Annotated in this window: 15 protein-coding genes and 1 pseudogene; 3 read left to right on the top strand and 13 right to left on the bottom strand. The window is 71.6% G+C overall.

What is annotated here, in order from left to right:
• Nucleotides 1-144: 144 nt before the first annotated feature.
• The 7 genes and pseudogenes from AB0M27_RS23140 to AB0M27_RS23110 form a co-directional block, all read right to left on the bottom strand.
• Nucleotides 145-483, bottom strand: a complete 339-nt coding sequence (locus AB0M27_RS23140) for a hypothetical protein (RefSeq protein WP_365723763.1) — start codon at nucleotides 481-483, stop codon at nucleotides 145-147.
• Between the two features lie 41 nt (nucleotides 484-524).
• A complete protein-coding gene (locus AB0M27_RS23135; protein WP_365723750.1) occupies nucleotides 525-1538 on the bottom strand; it encodes a M56 family metallopeptidase in 1014 nt (337 codons plus the stop codon).
• A gap of 4 nt (nucleotides 1539-1542) precedes the next feature.
• Nucleotides 1543-1965, bottom strand: a complete 423-nt coding sequence (locus AB0M27_RS23130; protein WP_365723749.1) for a BlaI/MecI/CopY family transcriptional regulator — start codon at nucleotides 1963-1965, stop codon at nucleotides 1543-1545.
• 218 nt (nucleotides 1966-2183) lie between these two features.
• Nucleotides 2184-2978: an oxidoreductase gene (locus AB0M27_RS23125; protein WP_365723762.1), complete on the bottom strand. Its 795-nt coding sequence runs from the start codon at nucleotides 2976-2978 to the stop codon at nucleotides 2184-2186.
• 391 nt (nucleotides 2979-3369) lie between these two features.
• Nucleotides 3370-4515 carry a DUF6596 domain-containing protein gene (locus AB0M27_RS23120; RefSeq protein ID WP_365723761.1) on the bottom strand — a complete coding sequence of 382 codons (1146 nt, stop codon included), beginning with the start codon at nucleotides 4513-4515 and terminating at the stop codon, nucleotides 3370-3372.
• A gap of 8 nt (nucleotides 4516-4523) precedes the next feature.
• Nucleotides 4524-4931: a YciI family protein gene (locus AB0M27_RS23115; protein WP_365723748.1), complete on the bottom strand. Its 408-nt coding sequence runs from the start codon at nucleotides 4929-4931 to the stop codon at nucleotides 4524-4526.
• Nucleotides 4932-5168: 237 nt separating this feature from the next.
• Nucleotides 5169-5856 (bottom strand): annotated as a pseudogene (locus AB0M27_RS23110) (Tn3 family transposase); the annotation flags it as partial.
• A gap of 215 nt (nucleotides 5857-6071) precedes the next feature.
• On the opposite strand from AB0M27_RS23110, the gene AB0M27_RS23105 reads away from it, so the two are divergent.
• Entirely contained in the window at nucleotides 6072-6707 is a 636-nt protein-coding gene (locus tag AB0M27_RS23105) for a LysE family transporter (RefSeq protein ID WP_365723747.1), read from the top strand.
• Between the two features lie 135 nt (nucleotides 6708-6842).
• Here AB0M27_RS23105 and AB0M27_RS23100 read toward each other — a convergent pair whose 3' ends face one another.
• From AB0M27_RS23100 to AB0M27_RS23085, 4 genes are all read right to left on the bottom strand, one after another.
• Nucleotides 6843-7679 carry a lysozyme gene (locus AB0M27_RS23100; RefSeq protein ID WP_365723746.1) on the bottom strand — a complete coding sequence of 279 codons (837 nt, stop codon included), beginning with the start codon at nucleotides 7677-7679 and terminating at the stop codon, nucleotides 6843-6845.
• Nucleotides 7680-7829: 150 nt separating this feature from the next.
• Nucleotides 7830-9686 (bottom strand): M1 family aminopeptidase, encoded by a 1857-nt coding sequence (locus AB0M27_RS23095; protein ID WP_365723745.1) that lies wholly within the window; start codon nucleotides 9684-9686, stop codon nucleotides 7830-7832.
• Nucleotides 9687-9908: 222 nt separating this feature from the next.
• Nucleotides 9909-10565: a 1,4-alpha-glucan branching protein gene (locus AB0M27_RS23090; protein ID WP_365723744.1), complete on the bottom strand. Its 657-nt coding sequence runs from the start codon at nucleotides 10563-10565 to the stop codon at nucleotides 9909-9911.
• 248 nt (nucleotides 10566-10813) lie between these two features.
• Nucleotides 10814-11434 carry a hypothetical protein gene (locus AB0M27_RS23085; RefSeq protein ID WP_365723743.1) on the bottom strand — a complete coding sequence of 207 codons (621 nt, stop codon included), beginning with the start codon at nucleotides 11432-11434 and terminating at the stop codon, nucleotides 10814-10816.
• A 147-nt stretch (nucleotides 11435-11581) separates the two neighbouring features.
• Between AB0M27_RS23085 and AB0M27_RS23080 the strand changes: the two genes are divergently transcribed.
• Nucleotides 11582-12499, top strand: coding sequence for an SGNH/GDSL hydrolase family protein (locus AB0M27_RS23080; protein ID WP_365723742.1), 918 nt, complete (start codon nucleotides 11582-11584; stop codon nucleotides 12497-12499).
• A gap of 369 nt (nucleotides 12500-12868) precedes the next feature.
• On the opposite strand, the gene pgm is transcribed toward AB0M27_RS23080, so the two are convergent.
• A complete protein-coding gene (pgm, locus tag AB0M27_RS23075; protein WP_365723741.1) occupies nucleotides 12869-14509 on the bottom strand; it encodes a phosphoglucomutase (alpha-D-glucose-1,6-bisphosphate-dependent) in 1641 nt (546 codons plus the stop codon).
• A 159-nt stretch (nucleotides 14510-14668) separates the two neighbouring features.
• On the opposite strand from pgm, the gene AB0M27_RS23070 reads away from it, so the two are divergent.
• Entirely contained in the window at nucleotides 14669-15289 is a 621-nt protein-coding gene (locus AB0M27_RS23070; RefSeq protein ID WP_365723740.1) for a DUF4328 domain-containing protein, read from the top strand.
• Between the two features lie 10 nt (nucleotides 15290-15299).
• Here the strand turns inward: AB0M27_RS23070 and AB0M27_RS23065 are convergent, their stop codons facing one another.
• A complete protein-coding gene (locus AB0M27_RS23065) occupies nucleotides 15300-16142 on the bottom strand; it encodes a chitosanase (RefSeq protein ID WP_365723739.1) in 843 nt (280 codons plus the stop codon).
• Nucleotides 16143-16271: the final 129 nt, after the last annotated feature.

Here is a 16271-nt window from a genome sequence, read left to right as displayed (position 1 = left end):
ACGGGATCTTGCCGTCCAACGCCCACTGACGAAGCGTCATCGGGTGTATCCCGAGACGCTTCGCAGCCTTGGACATCCGCAGCAACTCCATGCACAGAACTATACGAGCACAACGCCCGGGATAGCTAATGAAGTTGTTCAGCCTCAAGGAACATAGGGCCGATCTGTTTCGTACCGCCACCGTCGTCGTACCCCTCGGCTCAGGGCCGCCGTCTCGAGTCCGCGGATCTCCTCCTCCGCCACGCTCCCGCCGTTCACCAGCCGGTCGATGACCAGGCCGTCCACGCGGGTCAGCAGTGTCACCGTCCGTTGCTCCGGGTCGGCCACGCCCTGCTCGGCGAGAAAGTCGCACAACGCCTGCCGCGCCAGGTTCTCACGCGGCACAAGGATCTCGCGCAGTTCGAGACGGCGATGGGACACAAGAGCGAGGCGGGCGGCGGCGTGGCGACCTTCGCCCTGCTCGTCCTGGTCCGCCGAACCGATCCCAGGCCGACGCGTCGGCGGGCGGGTGAGGAGACGCAGTTCTACGGACGGTGTTCGCCGCGCTCACCCCGGTGGTGAGGGCGGCAGCAGAAGGCGGGCCCGTGCCGGTGGTCTGTCGGCGCCGTGCTCGCCGCGCCCACCCGCACCGCACACTGCGCTCGCTTCGCGTTGTCGACCATGCGATCGCTGTCGGAAGCCGCGTTGGCCAGGCTCGCGCAGCACACGGTCAGCAAGAGGGCGCCGGCCAGGAAGGGCAGGCTGCGGCCGCCAGGGGGCGGCGCCAGCAGAGCCCGTACTCGCTGGGGCACTTCCCCACCGGTCACGGCCAGCGAGGCGGGACGGGAGGCGCCCGCTGACGCGAGTGCGGCGCGCCCGACCGCGCGGGCGACGACCACGCGGTCGCCGACCTGCGCGGCGGCGTCCTCGTCGGCCCAGCGCTCCAGGACGAAGGCGCCGGTGTCGGCCAGGGGACGCAGCAGCGGGTTCAGGGCAGCCGTGAGCCGCCACAGGCTCAGGAAGAGGTGGTGCCGTCCGCGCAGATGGGCTCGTTCGTGCGCCAGCAGGGCCTCGCGCTCGTCGTCGCCGAGACAGCGCAGCATTCCCCGGGACACCACGATCCGTCCGGGGGTGCCGGGAAGGGCGAACGCCAGGGGCGTGTCGTCGTCGAGCACGGCCAGTTCCGTGTCACCGCGCAGCCCGGCACACTCCCGCCGCGCCCGCGCGACTTGGCGGACCTGGCGGAACGAGGCCACACCCAGCGAGACGACGCTCGCGGCCAGGACGACCGCGCTGGCGGCCGCGACTACGGCGTACACGGGGTCCTCGGCACGCAGCGCGGCCACCGACCAGTGGCCCTCGGCCGCGACCTGCGGAATCTGCGCGATGCCGGTGAACGCCAGCAGGGCGAGCGAGCCGGCCCATCCGGCCGCGGTGACAAGTGCGGCGCAGGCCAGGGACCAGGCGGCGGGGCGCGGGGTGAGCCGCTGGGCCAGACGCGGCGCGAGCAGCGTGAGGACGGCCGTGACGGCGAACGGAACGTAGACGCTGATCAGCACCGGCTCACTGCCTTCGGTCGGAGCGCTCGTGCCGCGGGTCGTGTCCGGACAGCAGTTGGTGCAGCAATTGCTCGTCCCGCGCGGAGAGCTCGGACACGAAGCGGGTGAGCACCGCCTCACGATCCGAACCCTCCTCCAGCAGCGACCGCATTTGCCGGGCCGTGTGCGACGCCTCGTCCCGGACCGGTGTGTAGCCGTATCCGCGGCCCTCCCGGTTCCGTACGAGCATGCCCTTGTCGTAGAGGCGGGACAGGATCGTCAGAACGGTGGTGTACGCCAGGTCGCCGGGCAGTCGCTCAAGGACCTGACGGGCGGTCAGCGGGCAGTCGGCGGCCCACAGTGCGGCCAGCACGTCGCTTTCGAGTTCGCCGCGCGCCCGCCTGCCGGATCCGCCGGCCGCTTCCTCGCCTTTCGGGTCGCTCACCATCCGCCCTTCCTCGCTTTCGTCCGGACAGGCTACCCGGTCGTCTCCTACTAGCTGTAGGAGGCATGCTCCGGGCTTCGAAACGCGATCCACTACATCTTGTAGAGACCCAGGCCCACCGGCTGGCCGATCAGCTGGTCGTCTCGGACACCTGACCGTGCCCGGTCACCAAGCGGCGAGGCCGCCGGCGGGATGCCGGGCCGAGGGGGCGGGCAGGGCGATCACACCGTCTTGACCTGGCCGCCGTCGATGGTGAACTCGGCTCCCGTGATGTTGCCCGCCAGGGGGGAGGCGAGGAAGAGAGCGAGGTCGGCGACTTCGTGCGGTTCGGTGACCCGCCCGGTGGAGATGCCCATGCTCTGCGGCACGACGACATCGATGACTTCCTGCGCGGTGGTGCCGGCCTGGGCCGCCGTGGCGTCGGCGAAGCCACCCGGCGCGGTCCAGAACGGGGTGCGAACCGGCCCCGGGGCGATCGCGTTGACCCGGACGCCCCGCGGTGCGAACTCCTCGGACAGCGACTTGGTCAGACTGGCCAGCGCGGCCTTCGCCGCGGAGTAGTCCACCACCGCGGGGAAGGGCAGGCGCGCGTTGATGGAGCTGATGTTGACGATGGCACCGCCGTCCGCGGCCAGCAGGTGGGGAAGCGCCGCGCGGCTGGTCCGGACCGCGCTGAACAGGGTCAGATTGAAGATGCGCTGCCATTCGGCGTCGTCGATGTCCAGGAAGCTCTGCCGCGGCGTCGCGGCACCCAGGTTGTTGACCAGGATGCCGACCCTGCCGTACTGCTCCACCGCGAGCCGGACGAGTGCGTGCGGTCCGTCCGCGGTGGCGAGGTCGACCGGGACCGCGGTGACGCCGTACTTTTCGTGCAGCCCTTCGAGTTCCGGGGTGATGCTTCGGCTGCCGGCGACGACGTGTACGCCCTCACGGGCGAGGGCGTCGGCGATGGCGAGGCCGATGCCCTTGCTCGCTCCCGTGACGACAGCGACGTTGTCCTTGAGCTGGAGGTCCATGGCGGTCCTTGTTCCGGGTCGGCCCCCTGTACTCACGGTAGGCGGTTGCGGCATCGCCGGCTCAGCAAGCAGGGCTGCCTGGACCGGGCCCGGCTCGCGCACCCCGAACAGGGCCGGGCCCACGGTGAGGGTGCCGTCGGTCAGGGGCCGGCAGCGCACTCCCCCGCCGCCGCGCAGCGCGCGCCGCGCACCGGGGCCGAGGGTGGTGTCCATCCAGGCGCAGGGCCGGGCCGCGCTGCGCACCGCGCCTCCGGCGCGCATGTCGTCGCCGCTGGGTTTCCCCGCCGGCAACGCCTTGTGCGGCTGGTCTTGCCCCGCCCACTCCCTGTGAGCCGACCGCTCTGGCCACGGGGGCGCGCCCAGTGCTGCGGGGAAATCCGAGCGCGACCCGTCAGCGACGTCGACGGGCGTTGAGCCGGGCGGCCTGGCGCGTCAGGTGGTCGCGCTCGGCGAGGTTGGGTGCCTTGTGGGCCGCCTCGGCGTACAGCCGTGCCGCCGTCGCCAGGTCGCCGTCGCGCTCGTGGAGGTACGCCGCCACCGCGGCGTGGCGGGGCAATGAGGCGTCCAGCGCCGCGAGCGCCGCCAGGCCGGCGCGCGGTCCGTCGGCCTCGCCGACGGCGACCGCACGGTTGAGCCGGACGATGGGGCTGTCGGTCAGGCGCGTGAGCTCGTCGTACCACTCGACGATCTGGACCCAGTCGGTCTCGTCGGCGGTGGGTGCGTCGGCGTGGAGTGCCGCGATGGCGGCCTGGGCCTGGAACTCGCCCAGCCGGTCGCGGGCGAGGGCGGCCTGGAGGATCCCGACGCCCTCGGCGATCAACGCCGTGTCCCACCGGCCGCGGTCCTGCTCGGCGAGCGGCACGAGGCTGCCGTCGGGCGCGGTCCGGGCGGCGCGCCGGGCGTGGTGGAGCAGCATGAGGGCGAGCAGCCCCGCCGCCTCGGGGTGGTCGATCGCGGCCGCGAGCTGCCGGGTGAGCCGGATGGCCTCGGCGGCGAGGTCGACGTCGCCGGAGTAGCCCTCGTTGAAGACCAGGTACAGGACGCGCAGCACGGTGGCCACGTCGCCGGGCCGGTCGAGGCGCACGTCGGAGACGGTGCGCTTGGCCCGGCTGATCCGTTGGGCCATGGTCGCCTCGGGCACCAGGTAGGCCTGGGCGATCTGGCGGGTGGTGAGCCCGCCGACGGCGCGCAGCGTGAGCGCCACCGCGGACGACGGCGTCAGCGACGGGTGGGCGCACAGGAAGTAGAGCTGGAGGGTGTCGTCCACGGCGGGCGCGGGACCGGGCGCCGGTTCCTCGTCGACGAGGTCCTCACGCCGGCGGCGTGCGGCGTCCGCCCGCATCGCGTCGAGGAACTTGCGCCAGGCGACGGTGATCAGCCAGCCTTTCGCGTCCCGCGGCGGGTCGGCCGGCCAGACACGCAGTGCCTCGACCAGTGCGTCCTGAACGGCGTCCTCGGCCGCCGCGAAGTCGGCTCCGCGGCGCACGAGGACGGCGAGCACGTTCGGTGTGAGGCTGCGCAGCAGGACCTCGTCCATCGATGAGGTCACTCCGTGACGGTGCACCGCCCGCCCAGGAACGGGCGCAGCTCGAGCCACTCGTGGATCGGCTTCCCGCCGGCCCCGGGGGCGGCCGACAGTTCCGCGGCCAGTTCGAGGGCCCGCTCCCGGCTGTCGACGTCGATCACCATCCAGCCGGCGATGAGGTCCTTGGTCTCGGCGAACGGGCCGTCGGTGACCGGCGGGCGCCCCTCTCCGTCGTACCGCACGAACGTGCCCTCGGGTGCGAGTGCCTGGCTGTCGACGAACTCGCCGGTCTGCTCGAGCCGGGCCGCGAAGTCGCGCATGTACTGCACGTGGGCCGAGATCTCCTCCGGCGTCCACTGCTCCATCGGCACGTCGTTGACCGAAGCCGGAGCGCCGCGGTAGTGCTTCAGCAGCAGGTACTTGGCCATCGTGTCTCTCCTCGTACTGGTGCGACCCATTGTGGTCGCGTTCACCTCGGGGACGGAGCAGGCTGCGGGTTCTCGACATCGCCGTCCGATTTTTTTGGGCTCGAGAGCTTCGAAGATCGGCACCGACCAAGCAGTTGAATCAAGCGGCGGGGGGGTGTCAGTCGGTGGACAAGAGCGCGGCGTCGTGGGCGGGTCTTTCCGTGTCCAACGAACGGCGCCGGGAGCGGGTGCGTGTCAGTCCTCGTCCTTGATCTCGTGGTCTTCGGCGCGGAGCTGGGCGACGGCGGCGTCGAGGTAGCGGGTGTTCCACAGGAGCACGGCATTGACCACGAGGCCCGGACTGGCCGGCTGCTCCTTCGGGCCCTCGCGATACGCCTGCCGGATCCGGCCCCGGCCGCTGTGGCAGATCGCACGGGCCAGGCGGTGGTGGGACTCCCGCACGGTGAGCTGCCGGTTCATCAGACGGCGGAAGGTGTCGTCGCCCGGGTCGACAAGGGCGAGCAGATGCATGGTCTCGTCGATGCGGCCGTACTCGGCGAACGCCTGCCCCAGCGGGGTGTGACGGCCCTCGCGGCCGTGGGTCTTGAGGCGCTTCAGGTTCACCTGTTGCGGGCGATGGCCTCCAGCGGCCCGTACCCGGCGGCCGGCGATGTACAGACCGAAGGCCATGTCGGAGTACGAGGCGTTGTCCGTGGTCTTGACGGGGACGACGAAGCGCAGGCGGTCGACGGAGGCGAGCAGCCCGCCACCCCACATCTGGGCCAGTTCGATGCGGGCCTGGGGGGATCAGCGCGGCGTTCGCCACGGCGATGGTTTCGGCGCGCAGGCAGTTCTGGTCGACGTGGGACCGGCGCGAGCGGGTCAGCGCCTTGTTCGTCGGGTCGATGACCGGGATCGGGCCGATGTTGCGGCTCTGCGAGACCAGCGGCTCTGCCCCCGGCGCCCTCCCGCGGCAGCGGGACCCCTCGGGCCGTAACGTGCGCATGCCACCGCCGAAAAGAAGTTGCCCGGGCTGCCGCACTGCCGCCACGATCAGCGCATGACCTCGCTGACCGCCTTCCTGCCGTCGACCGCCGCCGACCGATCGGTGAGCGGCCGACAGCAGCGCGGCCCACGGCGGAGGCCTACGCCCGCGCACGCATGACCGCGGCGCTGGTCGCGGGGCTTCTCGCGGGCTACGGCATCGCCGTGCCCGTGGGGGCCGTCGGGACGTATCTGGTGGCGTTGACCGCTCGGACCTCGTTGCGGATCGGCGCGTGTGCCGCGCTGGGGGTCGCGACGGCGGACGGCCTCTACGCGCTGATCGCCGTGCTCGGAGGCTCCGCGCTGACGCACGCCGTCGAGCCGATCGTGCGGCCCCTGCGCTGGGTCGCCGGCGCGGTGCTCGTCGTGCTGGCGGTCCGCGGCGCCTCAACGGCGATCTCCCACTACCGCACTCCACGGACGGTCTCCCGGACCGGCGAGACTCCCCTCCGGCCTGCCCGGGCCTTCGTGGGGCTGTGGGGCGTCACGATGATGAACCCCCTCACCGTGATCTACTTCGCGGCTCTGGTCCTGGGCAGCCAGACCTCGGCAGCACCGGACCACCTCGCACGGGCCCTGTTCGTCCTGTCCGCCTTCGCGGCATCGGCCAGTTGGCAACTCCTCCTGGCCGGCGGCGGAGCCTTGCTCGGCCGGCTCCTGACCGGCAGCCGGGGGCGGCTCCTCACAGCCCTGGCATCCAGCGCCGTAATGTCGGCACTCGCCCTTCGCATGCTCTTCACACACGGCCTCTAGGGCCAGGGCGTCCGTTTGCGCAGCGCGTCTCACGGTCGGGCCTGACGTCCGCGCAGGTTCGCATCCTGCCGTCTCCGCCTGATTCCTGCCCTCTCCGCCTGATCGTGCCCCGTGCCGGGTGTGCCCGGCGCGGGGTCAGTCGGCCGCGAAGGTCTTCAGCCGGTCCAGGGAGCCGTTGAAGCGGTCGTGGTCGCCGACGGTCTGGCCGGAGGACGTGTACTGCCACATGGTGTACGAGGACCAGCCGGACGGAAGCGTTCCCGCGGTCGAGGCATAGCGGGCGATCCACAGCGGGTTGCCGCCGAAGCCGGCGTAGTCGCCGGTGCACTGCGTCCACCAGCTGGTCGCCGTGTAGATGACGGCGTCCCGTCCGGTGCGGGACTTGTAGCGGTTCAGGAAGTCGCGGATCCAGCCGACCATGCCGCTCTTGGACTTGCCATAGCAGGCGTCGCCGTACGGGTTCCACTCGATGTCGAGCGCGCCCGGCAATGTCCTGCCGTCAGCGGACCAACCGCCGCCGTGCGCCAGGAAGTAGTCGGCCTGCGTGGCACCGTCGGCCGAGTCCGGGGTGGCGAAGTGGTACGCCCCGCGGACCATGCCCACGCTGTACGGGCCGTCGTACTGCTGGTTGAAGTAGGGATTGGTGTAGGACGACCCCTCGGTGGCCTTCGCGTACGCCCAGGTGGCTCCGTCGCCCCACAGGCCCGGCCAGTCGACGTCACGCTGGTGGCTGGAGACGTCGACTCCCTCGGTCTGGCTCCCCCGGGTGGTGGCCGAGTCGTAGGGACCGCGTCCGTCATGGGCCAGGACGCCCATGCCCATGTACGCGCTGCCGCGCGGGGGTATGTCCGGGGCCGAGTCGGACCGGGCCGTGGCGGTGGACAGGGCAAGGAGGAGGCCGGTCAGGGCGCCTGTGAGGGCCAGGCGTGAGCGGCCGCGCTGAAGGTATTTGGAGCTTCGCACGGAAACCATCTGACCCGCGGTAGGGCCGTACCGCACTCCGGGTACCGCCAACGAAGCCATCTTCGGCCGCGCTTGGTCCGTATGGGTGGCCCCCGGGTGGCGTACGGGCCGGTCGTGGGCGTCATCCGGGGGTGTGTCCCACGACCGGCCCTGGCCGGATCAGCCGTCGATGCGGTGCTGGGTCCAGAAGGAGGTGAGGTCGGTGCTCGTGGCGGCCTGGGCGGCGGCCTTGAACTCGGCCGTGGTGGACACGCCGTACCAGTGGGCGGTCGCGTAGTCCTTCAGCAGCTTGGCCATGGCGGTGTCACCGAGGACGCGGCGCAGGTCGTGCAGAGCGCACTTGCCGTAGCCGTAGACGACGGTGGAATAGCGGGAGGAGTGTGCGTCCCAGTAGGCCATGGAGTCGGTGATCTTCTCGGCACTGGAGGCCCAGGAGACGCTGCTCCAGCAGTTGCTGCCGGTCTTGCCGAGGGCGAGGTCGGTGGCGTAGTCCGTGAACGCCTCGTCCAGCCAGGGGCTGTCGTACTCGTCGTCGCCGACGATGCCGTACCACCACTGGTGGCCGATCTCGTGGGTGAGTGCGGTGGTGCTGACCACGTCCAGGACGAATCCCGGGTACTCCATACCGCCGAACCAGTAGTTGTTGTCGATCACGGCGTCCAACTCGCCGTAGGGATAGGCGCCGAAGCGGGCCGCGTGGGCGTCCACCGCGCTCTTGGCGGTGCTGAGCATGGACTGGGCGCTGGAGGAACTGATGCCCGAGACCGAGTAGACGTTCACCGCGACACCGGCCGCCGAGGTACCGGAGATCTTGGTGAAGGGCCCGGCGGCCCAGGCGAAGTCACGCACCTGGGACGCGGTCGCCGTCGTGACCGTACGGCCGCTGGAACCGGGCGTGTCGGTGGAGGTGCCCGTGGCCGGGACCAGCAGGCCGCTGGGGTGGTCCAGGGTCACCTTGAAGTCGGCGGCCAGGGAGTAGAACGACTCGCCGTTGTCCGTGTACGGGTCGAGGTGCCAGCCGGCGCTGTCGCGGACCGCGAGCACGGGCAGGGCGTTGCCGATGAAGCTGTAGGCACCGTCGTGGCCGAACCGGTCGGCGCCGCTGGGCACGGTGATGCCGAGGTCGAAGCCGATGGTGGCGCTCTGGCCCTGGGCGAGCGGGGCCGGCAGAGCGATCTTGAGCGCGGTGCAGTCCACGGAGGGCGCGCCCGCGGTGCCGCCGGTCACGTTCGTGACCCGGATCGGCATGGCGTCGCAGGTGCCGTGGTAGTTGTCCCACAGTCTCAGATAGACCTCGTTCAGCGCGGTGGCGGAGGCATTGCCGAAGGTCACGCTCTCGTGCCCGGTCCAGACCGTGCCGCTCGTGTCGCCGCTGAGATTCACTGTGTACGAGGGCGAGGCCGGGGTGCGCGTGGAATCGCCCGGCGGTGGCGCGCTGCCGCCCGAGGTGTTGAGCGCGATGTCGTCGAGGACGAAGCTCGTCTGGAGGCTGGAGTCCTCGGTGCCGGTGAAGGAGAGAGTGACGGTCTGCCCGGCGTACGCCGACACGTCGACCGACTTCTGGACGTACCCGGTGTTGTCGTCGAGGTTCGAGTAGGTGGCCAGCGTCGTGCTGCCGATCTTGGCCGTGAGCTTGTCGTACGCGACGGAGGAGGTCGTCTCGTCCGTGTCGATGTGCAGCCAGAAGGTGAGGGTGGCCGCATCACACCCGGCCGGGATGGTGACGCTCTGGCCCAGGGTGTCCGTATGGGTGCTGCCGACGCCGTCCAGCCAGGCGTAGGAGCTGCCGCCGTGGGCGGTCTGTCCGGAGCGGCTGGTGATGACGGTGGAGGAGGACGTCGACCAGGGCGACGTCCCGCTCTCGAAGCCGCCGTTGCCGACGACCTGCGCCGGAGTACAGGCGGCGGGTGCCGCGGCCGACCGGGCCGCGGCGGGCGTGCCGGGGAGCACGAGGGCGGCCACCACGGCGACGGTGACCGCACCGGCGCCGAGGACCTTGTGGGGGGTCGATCTCACACGCTACTCCTTTGCGGCGGCCGGGGTTCCCGGCCTGCTCGATGACCACCGGCCGGCTGGGGTACGCCGGGGCGGCCGCTGACGGGGCTTGCGCGATCGCTGCACCGAGAGGTGCGCCGCGCCCTTATGGGGTCAGGGCGCGGGATGCCGGACTTTCGAGAGAGTGCCAGATTTGACCGGACCATGCCAGAAGCGTGGCGGCGCTTTGCGCGAAGGTGCCGGTCAGGCGGTGCGCAATGTCACGAAGACCGCCGTCAGCGCGGTGCCCTGCGGGTCCTGCCAGCCGCGCGCCACATGACCGACCGCTCCCGCGGGGCACAGCGGCGGGTTCTCGGCGACGGGGTTCAGGACCCGGTGGACGTGGAGGACCGTGCCGTGCGGTGCGGGGATGCGCGTGCCCTCCTGGTCGTCGGCCGGCTCGGGGGCGAAGCCGTCCAGGGCGAAGGGGGCGCCGGTGCAGGAGCGGATCACCTCGGGGTCGGGGGCGCCGTCGACGCTCTGGGCCTGCGCCTGGGCCCTGCCCTGGATCAGCGACAGCAACTCGGCGACCAGCACCGGGTCGTGGCAGCCGTCGTACACCCAGCGCTTGCCCAGAACGCCGTGCTCCAACGTGCCCACCAGTGCGCGCTCCGCCCCCTGCAGCGGCGCGCCGCGATAGGTCAACGGGACCATGTAGGCGGTCGGTACGGGGGCGGAGGTGTCGGTGGCCACCATGAACTCGATGCCGACCTCGCCCTCCGGGTCGTCCAGCCGGAAGCCGCCGGACTTGGTCAGCACCGGGGCGTGCGGGCCGCCGCGGTACCAGGGGCGCGAGGGCAGCCAGCCGGTGAGCAGCTCCAGCTTCGTGGGCCTGAGCGTGGTGTGGTGGATGACGGCCATACCGGCGGGGCTCCTCCGTGGTGCGGATGCTGACCCGCATCAGCTTCGCACATCGTGCCCGCAGGTCACCCGCGCGCCCCAGTCGGCAACGGGCTCAACTCGGACCGGGAATCACGCGGTCCGCCACGGGCAGGCCCCCGACGGTCGGTGCCGCGCACCGGACCGGGCGACTCATCACGGGTGTGCGAGTGACTGCTGCTCGGTCAACAGCCACTTTCCGGAGGCGCGTTGGAAGGCAAGCCCGCCGCTCACCTTCTTGCCGTCGGCCCCTGTGGAAACCCGTGGATGCCCGGACCGGCAAGGGCGTCGTCGTCCGGAATGTCGAGCGGGCAGATCCCCCAGTCCCGTGCGATGACCATGACGTCCTGCTCGTCCGGCATGGCGGCGTGCCACTCGTCCCAGTCGGACTCCTCCCACTCCTCCCAGCCGTCCTCGAGCCAACGCGTCCCGACCCCCGACTCCCGCTCGACACAGGTGGGTTCGCCGAGATGGAGAGGCACGTCGCCGTGTGCGCCGTGAAAGCAGTAGGCCCGGACCAGCCGGCCCTCCTGCACCTTGGCCCAGGCGTGGCAGTCGCCGACCCGGTCCGTGCTGAAGAACTGCAGGTCGCCGAGGCGGGCCGCGAGGGCGAGCAGCCAGTCGGGAAAGCCCGGGCCTCCGGGACCAGGACCCGGGGTGAGATCGATACGGCCGTGGGCGAGGGTCCAGCCGTCGACGGGACCGGCGACGTGGGCGCCCTCGCGGTAGGCGGCCGCGGTGCCCTCGGTCCAGCCGACCTCGTGCCGACCGACCAGTCCGAGCGCGTCGGCGACGTCCACCACCGTGGCACCGCGCACCGCGAGCCAGGACGTCTTGTACCCGAACCCCATGACCTGCTCCCCAACAGCGCCTGAACTCATTGCTTCCCGCTTCTGGTCCGCGAGACCTACCGGACGGTATACAGGCCCAGTCGAATGCGCGAGGGCCGCTCTGCGGAGCCGGCACCGTGCGATGAACCGGCCTCAGGGGGAGGATCCATGGCGAACGGCACAGGTGCGGCGGGCGGGGCGAGAGGCAGGCGGGGAGCCGCCGTAGTGGGGGCGGCGCTGGGCGGTTGCGTCCTTGTCGCGGCCGCCACGGCACCGGCCTCCGCGCACTCCGCGGGACACGGACACGGCATCGACTACGTCGCCCTCGGCGACTCCTACACCTCGGGCCCCGGCATCCCGCAGCAGGTGGACGCCAACTGCGCCCGCTCCGAACACAATTATCCCTCGCTGGTGGCGGACGGGCGCCAGGTGAGCACCTTCGAGGACGTCAGCTGTGCCGGAGCGACGACCGCCGAGATGTGGCAGGCGCAGGGCACCAACGCGCCCCAGCTCGACGCCGTGCGCCGGGACACGGACCTGGTGACCGTGCAGATCGGCGGCAACGACGTCGGCTTCGGCCCGATCATCAACACCTGCGCCCACCTGGCCGCCCAGGACCCGACGGGCAACCCCTGCGAGCGCTCGTACAAGGCGTCCGGCTACGACCAGTTGGCCCTCGCGATCGCACAGGCCGCGCCGAAGGTAGACCGGGTGCTGCGGGCCGTGCACACGAGGGCGCCGCACGCGCGCGTGGTCGTCGTCGGCTACCCGGACCTGCTGCCCGACGACGGAAGCGGCTGCTTCCCGCAAGTCCCCTTCGCGCAGAAGGACTTCCCCTACCTCCGCGACACCGAGAAGCGGCTGAACCTGATGCTGCGCCTGGTGGCCGGGGTGAACCGGGCCGAGTACGTGGACACTTACGGCCCCACGGTCGGCCACGACATGTGCAAGGCACCCGCGGACCGCTGGATCGAACCCCTCCAGCCGGCGGCGCCCGCCGCCCCGGCACACCCCAACGCCAAGGGAGAGCAAGCCATGGCGCAGGCGGTACTGAACAGGCTGGAGGACGGCCGCGGCCGCGACTGATCGGGCCGTGGCCTGGCACTGTGGCTGGGCCGGGCTCCCTGACAGAAGGGCTCCGGGGCCAAGCCGGACTCCATGGCAGGGCCGGGAACCCCGTGGCTGGGCCGGACTCCTCGCCGGGGTGGGAGTCCCGGCCAGGCCGGCCCCCGAGAGCGCACCGGAACCCCAGGGCCGGGCCGGACTCCTGGCAGGCGCCGAGCTCCGCGGTCCGGGCCGGACCCGTGCCAGGGCCGGACCGCGCCCCGGGTGCCGCCGGCCCCAGTGCGCCGCCAGGGTCGACGCCGCGTGCCGGGCCGCCCTCGGCACCTGCCGCCGGGCCGGCACGCGCGCCGGGTCGGCCCGGCCCCGTCGCCGAGGCCGCCCGCAGCCGCCTCAGCCGTCGAGCGCGCCCAGCACCACCGCCTGGGCCTCCTCCTGCACCCGGGCGAGGTGGTCGGGGCCGAGGAAGGACTCGGCGTAGACCTTGTACACGTCCTCGGTGCCCGAAGGGCGGGCCGCGAACCAGGCGTTCTCCGTGGTGACCTTGATGCCGCCGATCGCGGCGCCGTTGCCGGGTGCCTCGGTCAGGACGCCCGTGACGGCCTCTCCGGCGAGCGCGTCGGCGGTGACCTGGGCCGGTGACAACTTGCCGAGCAGCGCCTTCTGTTCGCGGTTCGCGGGCGCGTCGATGCGGGCGTAGGCGGGTTCCCCGAAGCGGGCCGTCAGGTCGGCGTAGTGCTCCGAGGGGGTCCGGTCCGTGACGGCCGTGATCTCGGAGGCGAGCAGGGCCAGGATGATGCCGTCCTTGTCGGTGGTCCACACCGAGCCGTCGCGGCGCAGGAAGGAGGCGCCGGCGGACTCCTCGCCGCCGAAACCGATGGCACCGCCGACCAGTCCGTCCACGAACCACTTGAACCCGACCGGAACTTCGACCAGTTGACGGCCGAGGTCGGCGGCGACCCGGTCGATCATCGTGGAGGAGACCAGCGTCTTGCCGATGCCGGCGCCGGCGGGCCACTGGTCCCGGTGGCGGTACAGGTAGGAGATGGCGACCGCGAGGTAGTGGTTGGGGTTCATCAGACCGGCGTCCGGCGTGACGATGCCGTGCCGGTCGGCGTCGGCGTCGTTGCCGGTGGCGATGCGGAACCGGTCGCGCTGCTCGATGAGGGAGGCCATCGCGTACGGCGAGGAGCAGTCCATGCGGATCTGGCCGTCCCAGTCCAGCGTCATGAACCGCCAGGTGGGATCGGTGTGCGGATTGACCACGGTGAGGTCGATGCCGTGCTGTTCGGCGATGCGCCCCCAGTAGGCGACGGAGGCCCCGCCGAGCGGGTCGGCGCCGATGCGCACGCCGGCCGCGCGGATCGCGTCCAGGTCCAGCACGCTCGGCAGATCGCCGACGTACGCGCCGAGGAAGTCGTACCGCCGCGTCGTCTCCGCGGCGAGGGCCCGCGCGTACGGCACCCGGCGTACGTCCTTCAGGCCGCCGGTGATGATCTCGTTGGCCCGGTCCTGGATCCAGGAGGTGGCGTCGGAGGCCGCCGGGCCGCCGCTCGGCGGGTTGTACTTGAAGCCGCCGTCGGCGGGCGGGTTGTGGGAGGGGGTGACGACCACGCCGTCGGCGAGGCCGGAGGTGCGTCCCCGGTTGTGGCCGAGGATCGCGTGCGAGACGGCGGGGGTGGGCGTGTAGCCGTCGGCACTGTCGATGAGCACGGTGACGCCGTTGGCCGCGAACACCTCCAGCGCGGTGACCTTCGCGGGCTCGGACAGGGCATGGGTGTCGGCGCCGAGGAACAGCGGGCCGTCGGTTCCCTGTGCCGAGCGGTACTCGCAGATGGCCTGGCTGGTGGCGGCGATGTGGTCCTCGTTGAAGGCGCTCGCCAGGGACGAACCCCGGTGCCCGGAGGTGCCGAACGCCACCCGCTGCGCCGGGTCGGCCGGGTCCGGGTGCAGTGCGTAGTAGGCCGTGACCAGCCGGGCCACGTCGACAAGGTCCTCGGGACCGGCCGGCCGGCCGGCTCGCTCGTGCGCCATGAGTCCGTTCCTCCGAGTCGTCGGATCGATCGCTCACCGCCCATCTTTCCTCGTCAGGGCCCTGACACGCGAGTGGGCACCGCCCTATGATCCAGTGCTCCGATCTTCGTGCCGTGCTGCCGCCCGTGCAGAACGCTCTCCACAGACAGGTCTTCTTCCGTGACCGCATCCGCCGCCCAGGCTCCTTGGTTCCTCGCTCGTTGCGCTCAGTTCGCCGTGGCAGTGGCGGCCGGCGGCGAACTGGTCCGGGCGCTGACGGCCCGTGCTCATCTGCTGCATCCGGCGACGACCACGGCCTCCGATTTCGGGCGGGTGTCGATGATCTTCGTGTACGTGGCAACGGCGGCGATCGTGTTGTTCCTGGTGTGGTTCGCCCGCTGCCGGCGCAACGCCGAACTGGTCTCGCCCGGCCGGGTTCCCGGTTCCGTCACCTGGGCCGTCCTGGCCTGGCTGATACCGGTGTTCAACCTCTGGGTGCCTCGCGGGCTGGTGCAGGACGTCCACCGCGCGAGCGCGCCCGACGGCGCCGGACCGGGCCGCTCGGACGCCCTCGTGAACGCCTGGTGGGCGGCCTGGATCGGACATACGGTGCTGTCCGTGGCGGGCGCGCAGCTGGGCGGCGGCACCTCGCTGCCGCTGCTCGTGGCGGCCGAGGCCCTCGACCTCCTGGCCGCCGTCCTGGCGATCGTCCTGATCGAGCGCATCACAGCGCGGCAGGCCGCTGGGCTGCGGTCCGTGACTTCGGTGCCCGCGCCCGCCGGCCTGCCGCACGCCTCGTAGCGGCCGCAGGTCAGCCGATGTGGTAACTGTCCCCGTACACCTTCCAGTCGAGGGGGGTGTTCAGGTCGAGGTTGCCCTTGCGCAGGAAGACCCGCTGCTCGGTGTCGACACGGCTGGTGTCGCTGTGCGCCTCCTCCTGCTTCATGGCCCAGACCCGGGCGTCGAGGAAGGCGTTGAGGTACGTGGTCTCGTCGCCGCCCTGCGCCGGCGGCTCGGCGCTGCGCAGGGCGCGCCCCCGGATGTTGCGGAAGCTGGTCGGGTCGTCGCCGTCGCCGTGCATGACGATGGCGTCGTAATAGCAGAACTGGCCGAGGGTGCGCAGGCCGTCGGCCTTGCCCTGGGCGACCGCCGGGTTGAAGTAGACGCGGTCGCGCTCGTCGTTCTGGCACTGCTGGAACACGGTGTCCTGGGCGGCCTTGCGCCAGTCCTTGGGGTAGTTGGGGTCGAGGCCGCTGTGGGAGTCGGTGCCGTCGACCTTGCGCAGGGCGGGCAGGTACTTGGCGAGGACGTTGCCGGGCTTGCGGTCGGCGTACAGCTGGACCAGGTCGAGCATGTCGCCGGTGCCGGAACAGAAGCCGATGATGCCGGCGGTGTAGCCGCGGCCGTCGCCGATGTCCTCGATGTACTTGTACTGGGCCTTCCAGTCGAGCGAGGAGTTCTCCGCGCTCGACACCAGTTCCATGGCGATCTCCTTCTTCGCCGGGTCGTCGAGGCCTGACGCCGCGGCCGGGGCGGCGGTCGCCCGCTGGGAGGCGAGCAGGGCGCCGGAGGCGACGCCGGCGCCGAGCAGGGCGACGACTGTCCGGCGGGATATGCGGGCGGGGGTTGCGGTCTCGCGGTCTGCGTTCACCACAGGGCTCCAAGCGGGAGTGGGGGGTGGGTAGTTGGTCCGTGCTGATCCGTGTCCAACATTGGTAGGAAAGTTTCCTATCAAATATGCGACAGCTCGGTAACCAGGCTCGCGAGAAGTTCGTACGATCGA

Origin of the sequence: Streptomyces sp. NPDC052107, from assembly GCF_040680215.1 — a bacterium.
Classification (GTDB): domain Bacteria; phylum Actinomycetota; class Actinomycetes; order Streptomycetales; family Streptomycetaceae; genus Streptomyces.
Note: the sequence above shows the minus strand (reverse complement) of the source record. Positions and strands in the feature narration are given on the sequence as shown.

Coding starts and splice junctions, on each gene's coding strand:
- AB0M27_RS23130 (WP_365723749.1), bottom strand. CDS start 1,965: ATGGTGAGCGACCCGAAAGGCGAGGAAGCGGCCGGCGGATCCGGCAGG.
- AB0M27_RS23125 (WP_365723762.1), bottom strand. CDS start 2,978: ATGGACCTCCAGCTCAAGGACAACGTCGCTGTCGTCACGGGAGCGAGC.
- AB0M27_RS23120 (WP_365723761.1), bottom strand. CDS start 4,515: ATGGACGAGGTCCTGCTGCGCAGCCTCACACCGAACGTGCTCGCCGTC.
- AB0M27_RS23115 (WP_365723748.1), bottom strand. CDS start 4,931: ATGGCCAAGTACCTGCTGCTGAAGCACTACCGCGGCGCTCCGGCTTCG.
- AB0M27_RS23105 (WP_365723747.1), top strand. CDS start 6,072: ATGACCGCGGCGCTGGTCGCGGGGCTTCTCGCGGGCTACGGCATCGCC.
- AB0M27_RS23100 (WP_365723746.1), bottom strand. CDS start 7,679: ATGGTTTCCGTGCGAAGCTCCAAATACCTTCAGCGCGGCCGCTCACGC.
- AB0M27_RS23090 (WP_365723744.1), bottom strand. CDS start 10,565: ATGGCCGTCATCCACCACACCACGCTCAGGCCCACGAAGCTGGAGCTG.
- AB0M27_RS23085 (WP_365723743.1), bottom strand. CDS start 11,434: ATGGGGTTCGGGTACAAGACGTCCTGGCTCGCGGTGCGCGGTGCCACG.
- AB0M27_RS23080 (WP_365723742.1), top strand. CDS start 11,582: ATGGCGAACGGCACAGGTGCGGCGGGCGGGGCGAGAGGCAGGCGGGGA.
- pgm (WP_365723741.1), bottom strand. CDS start 14,509: ATGGCGCACGAGCGAGCCGGCCGGCCGGCCGGTCCCGAGGACCTTGTC.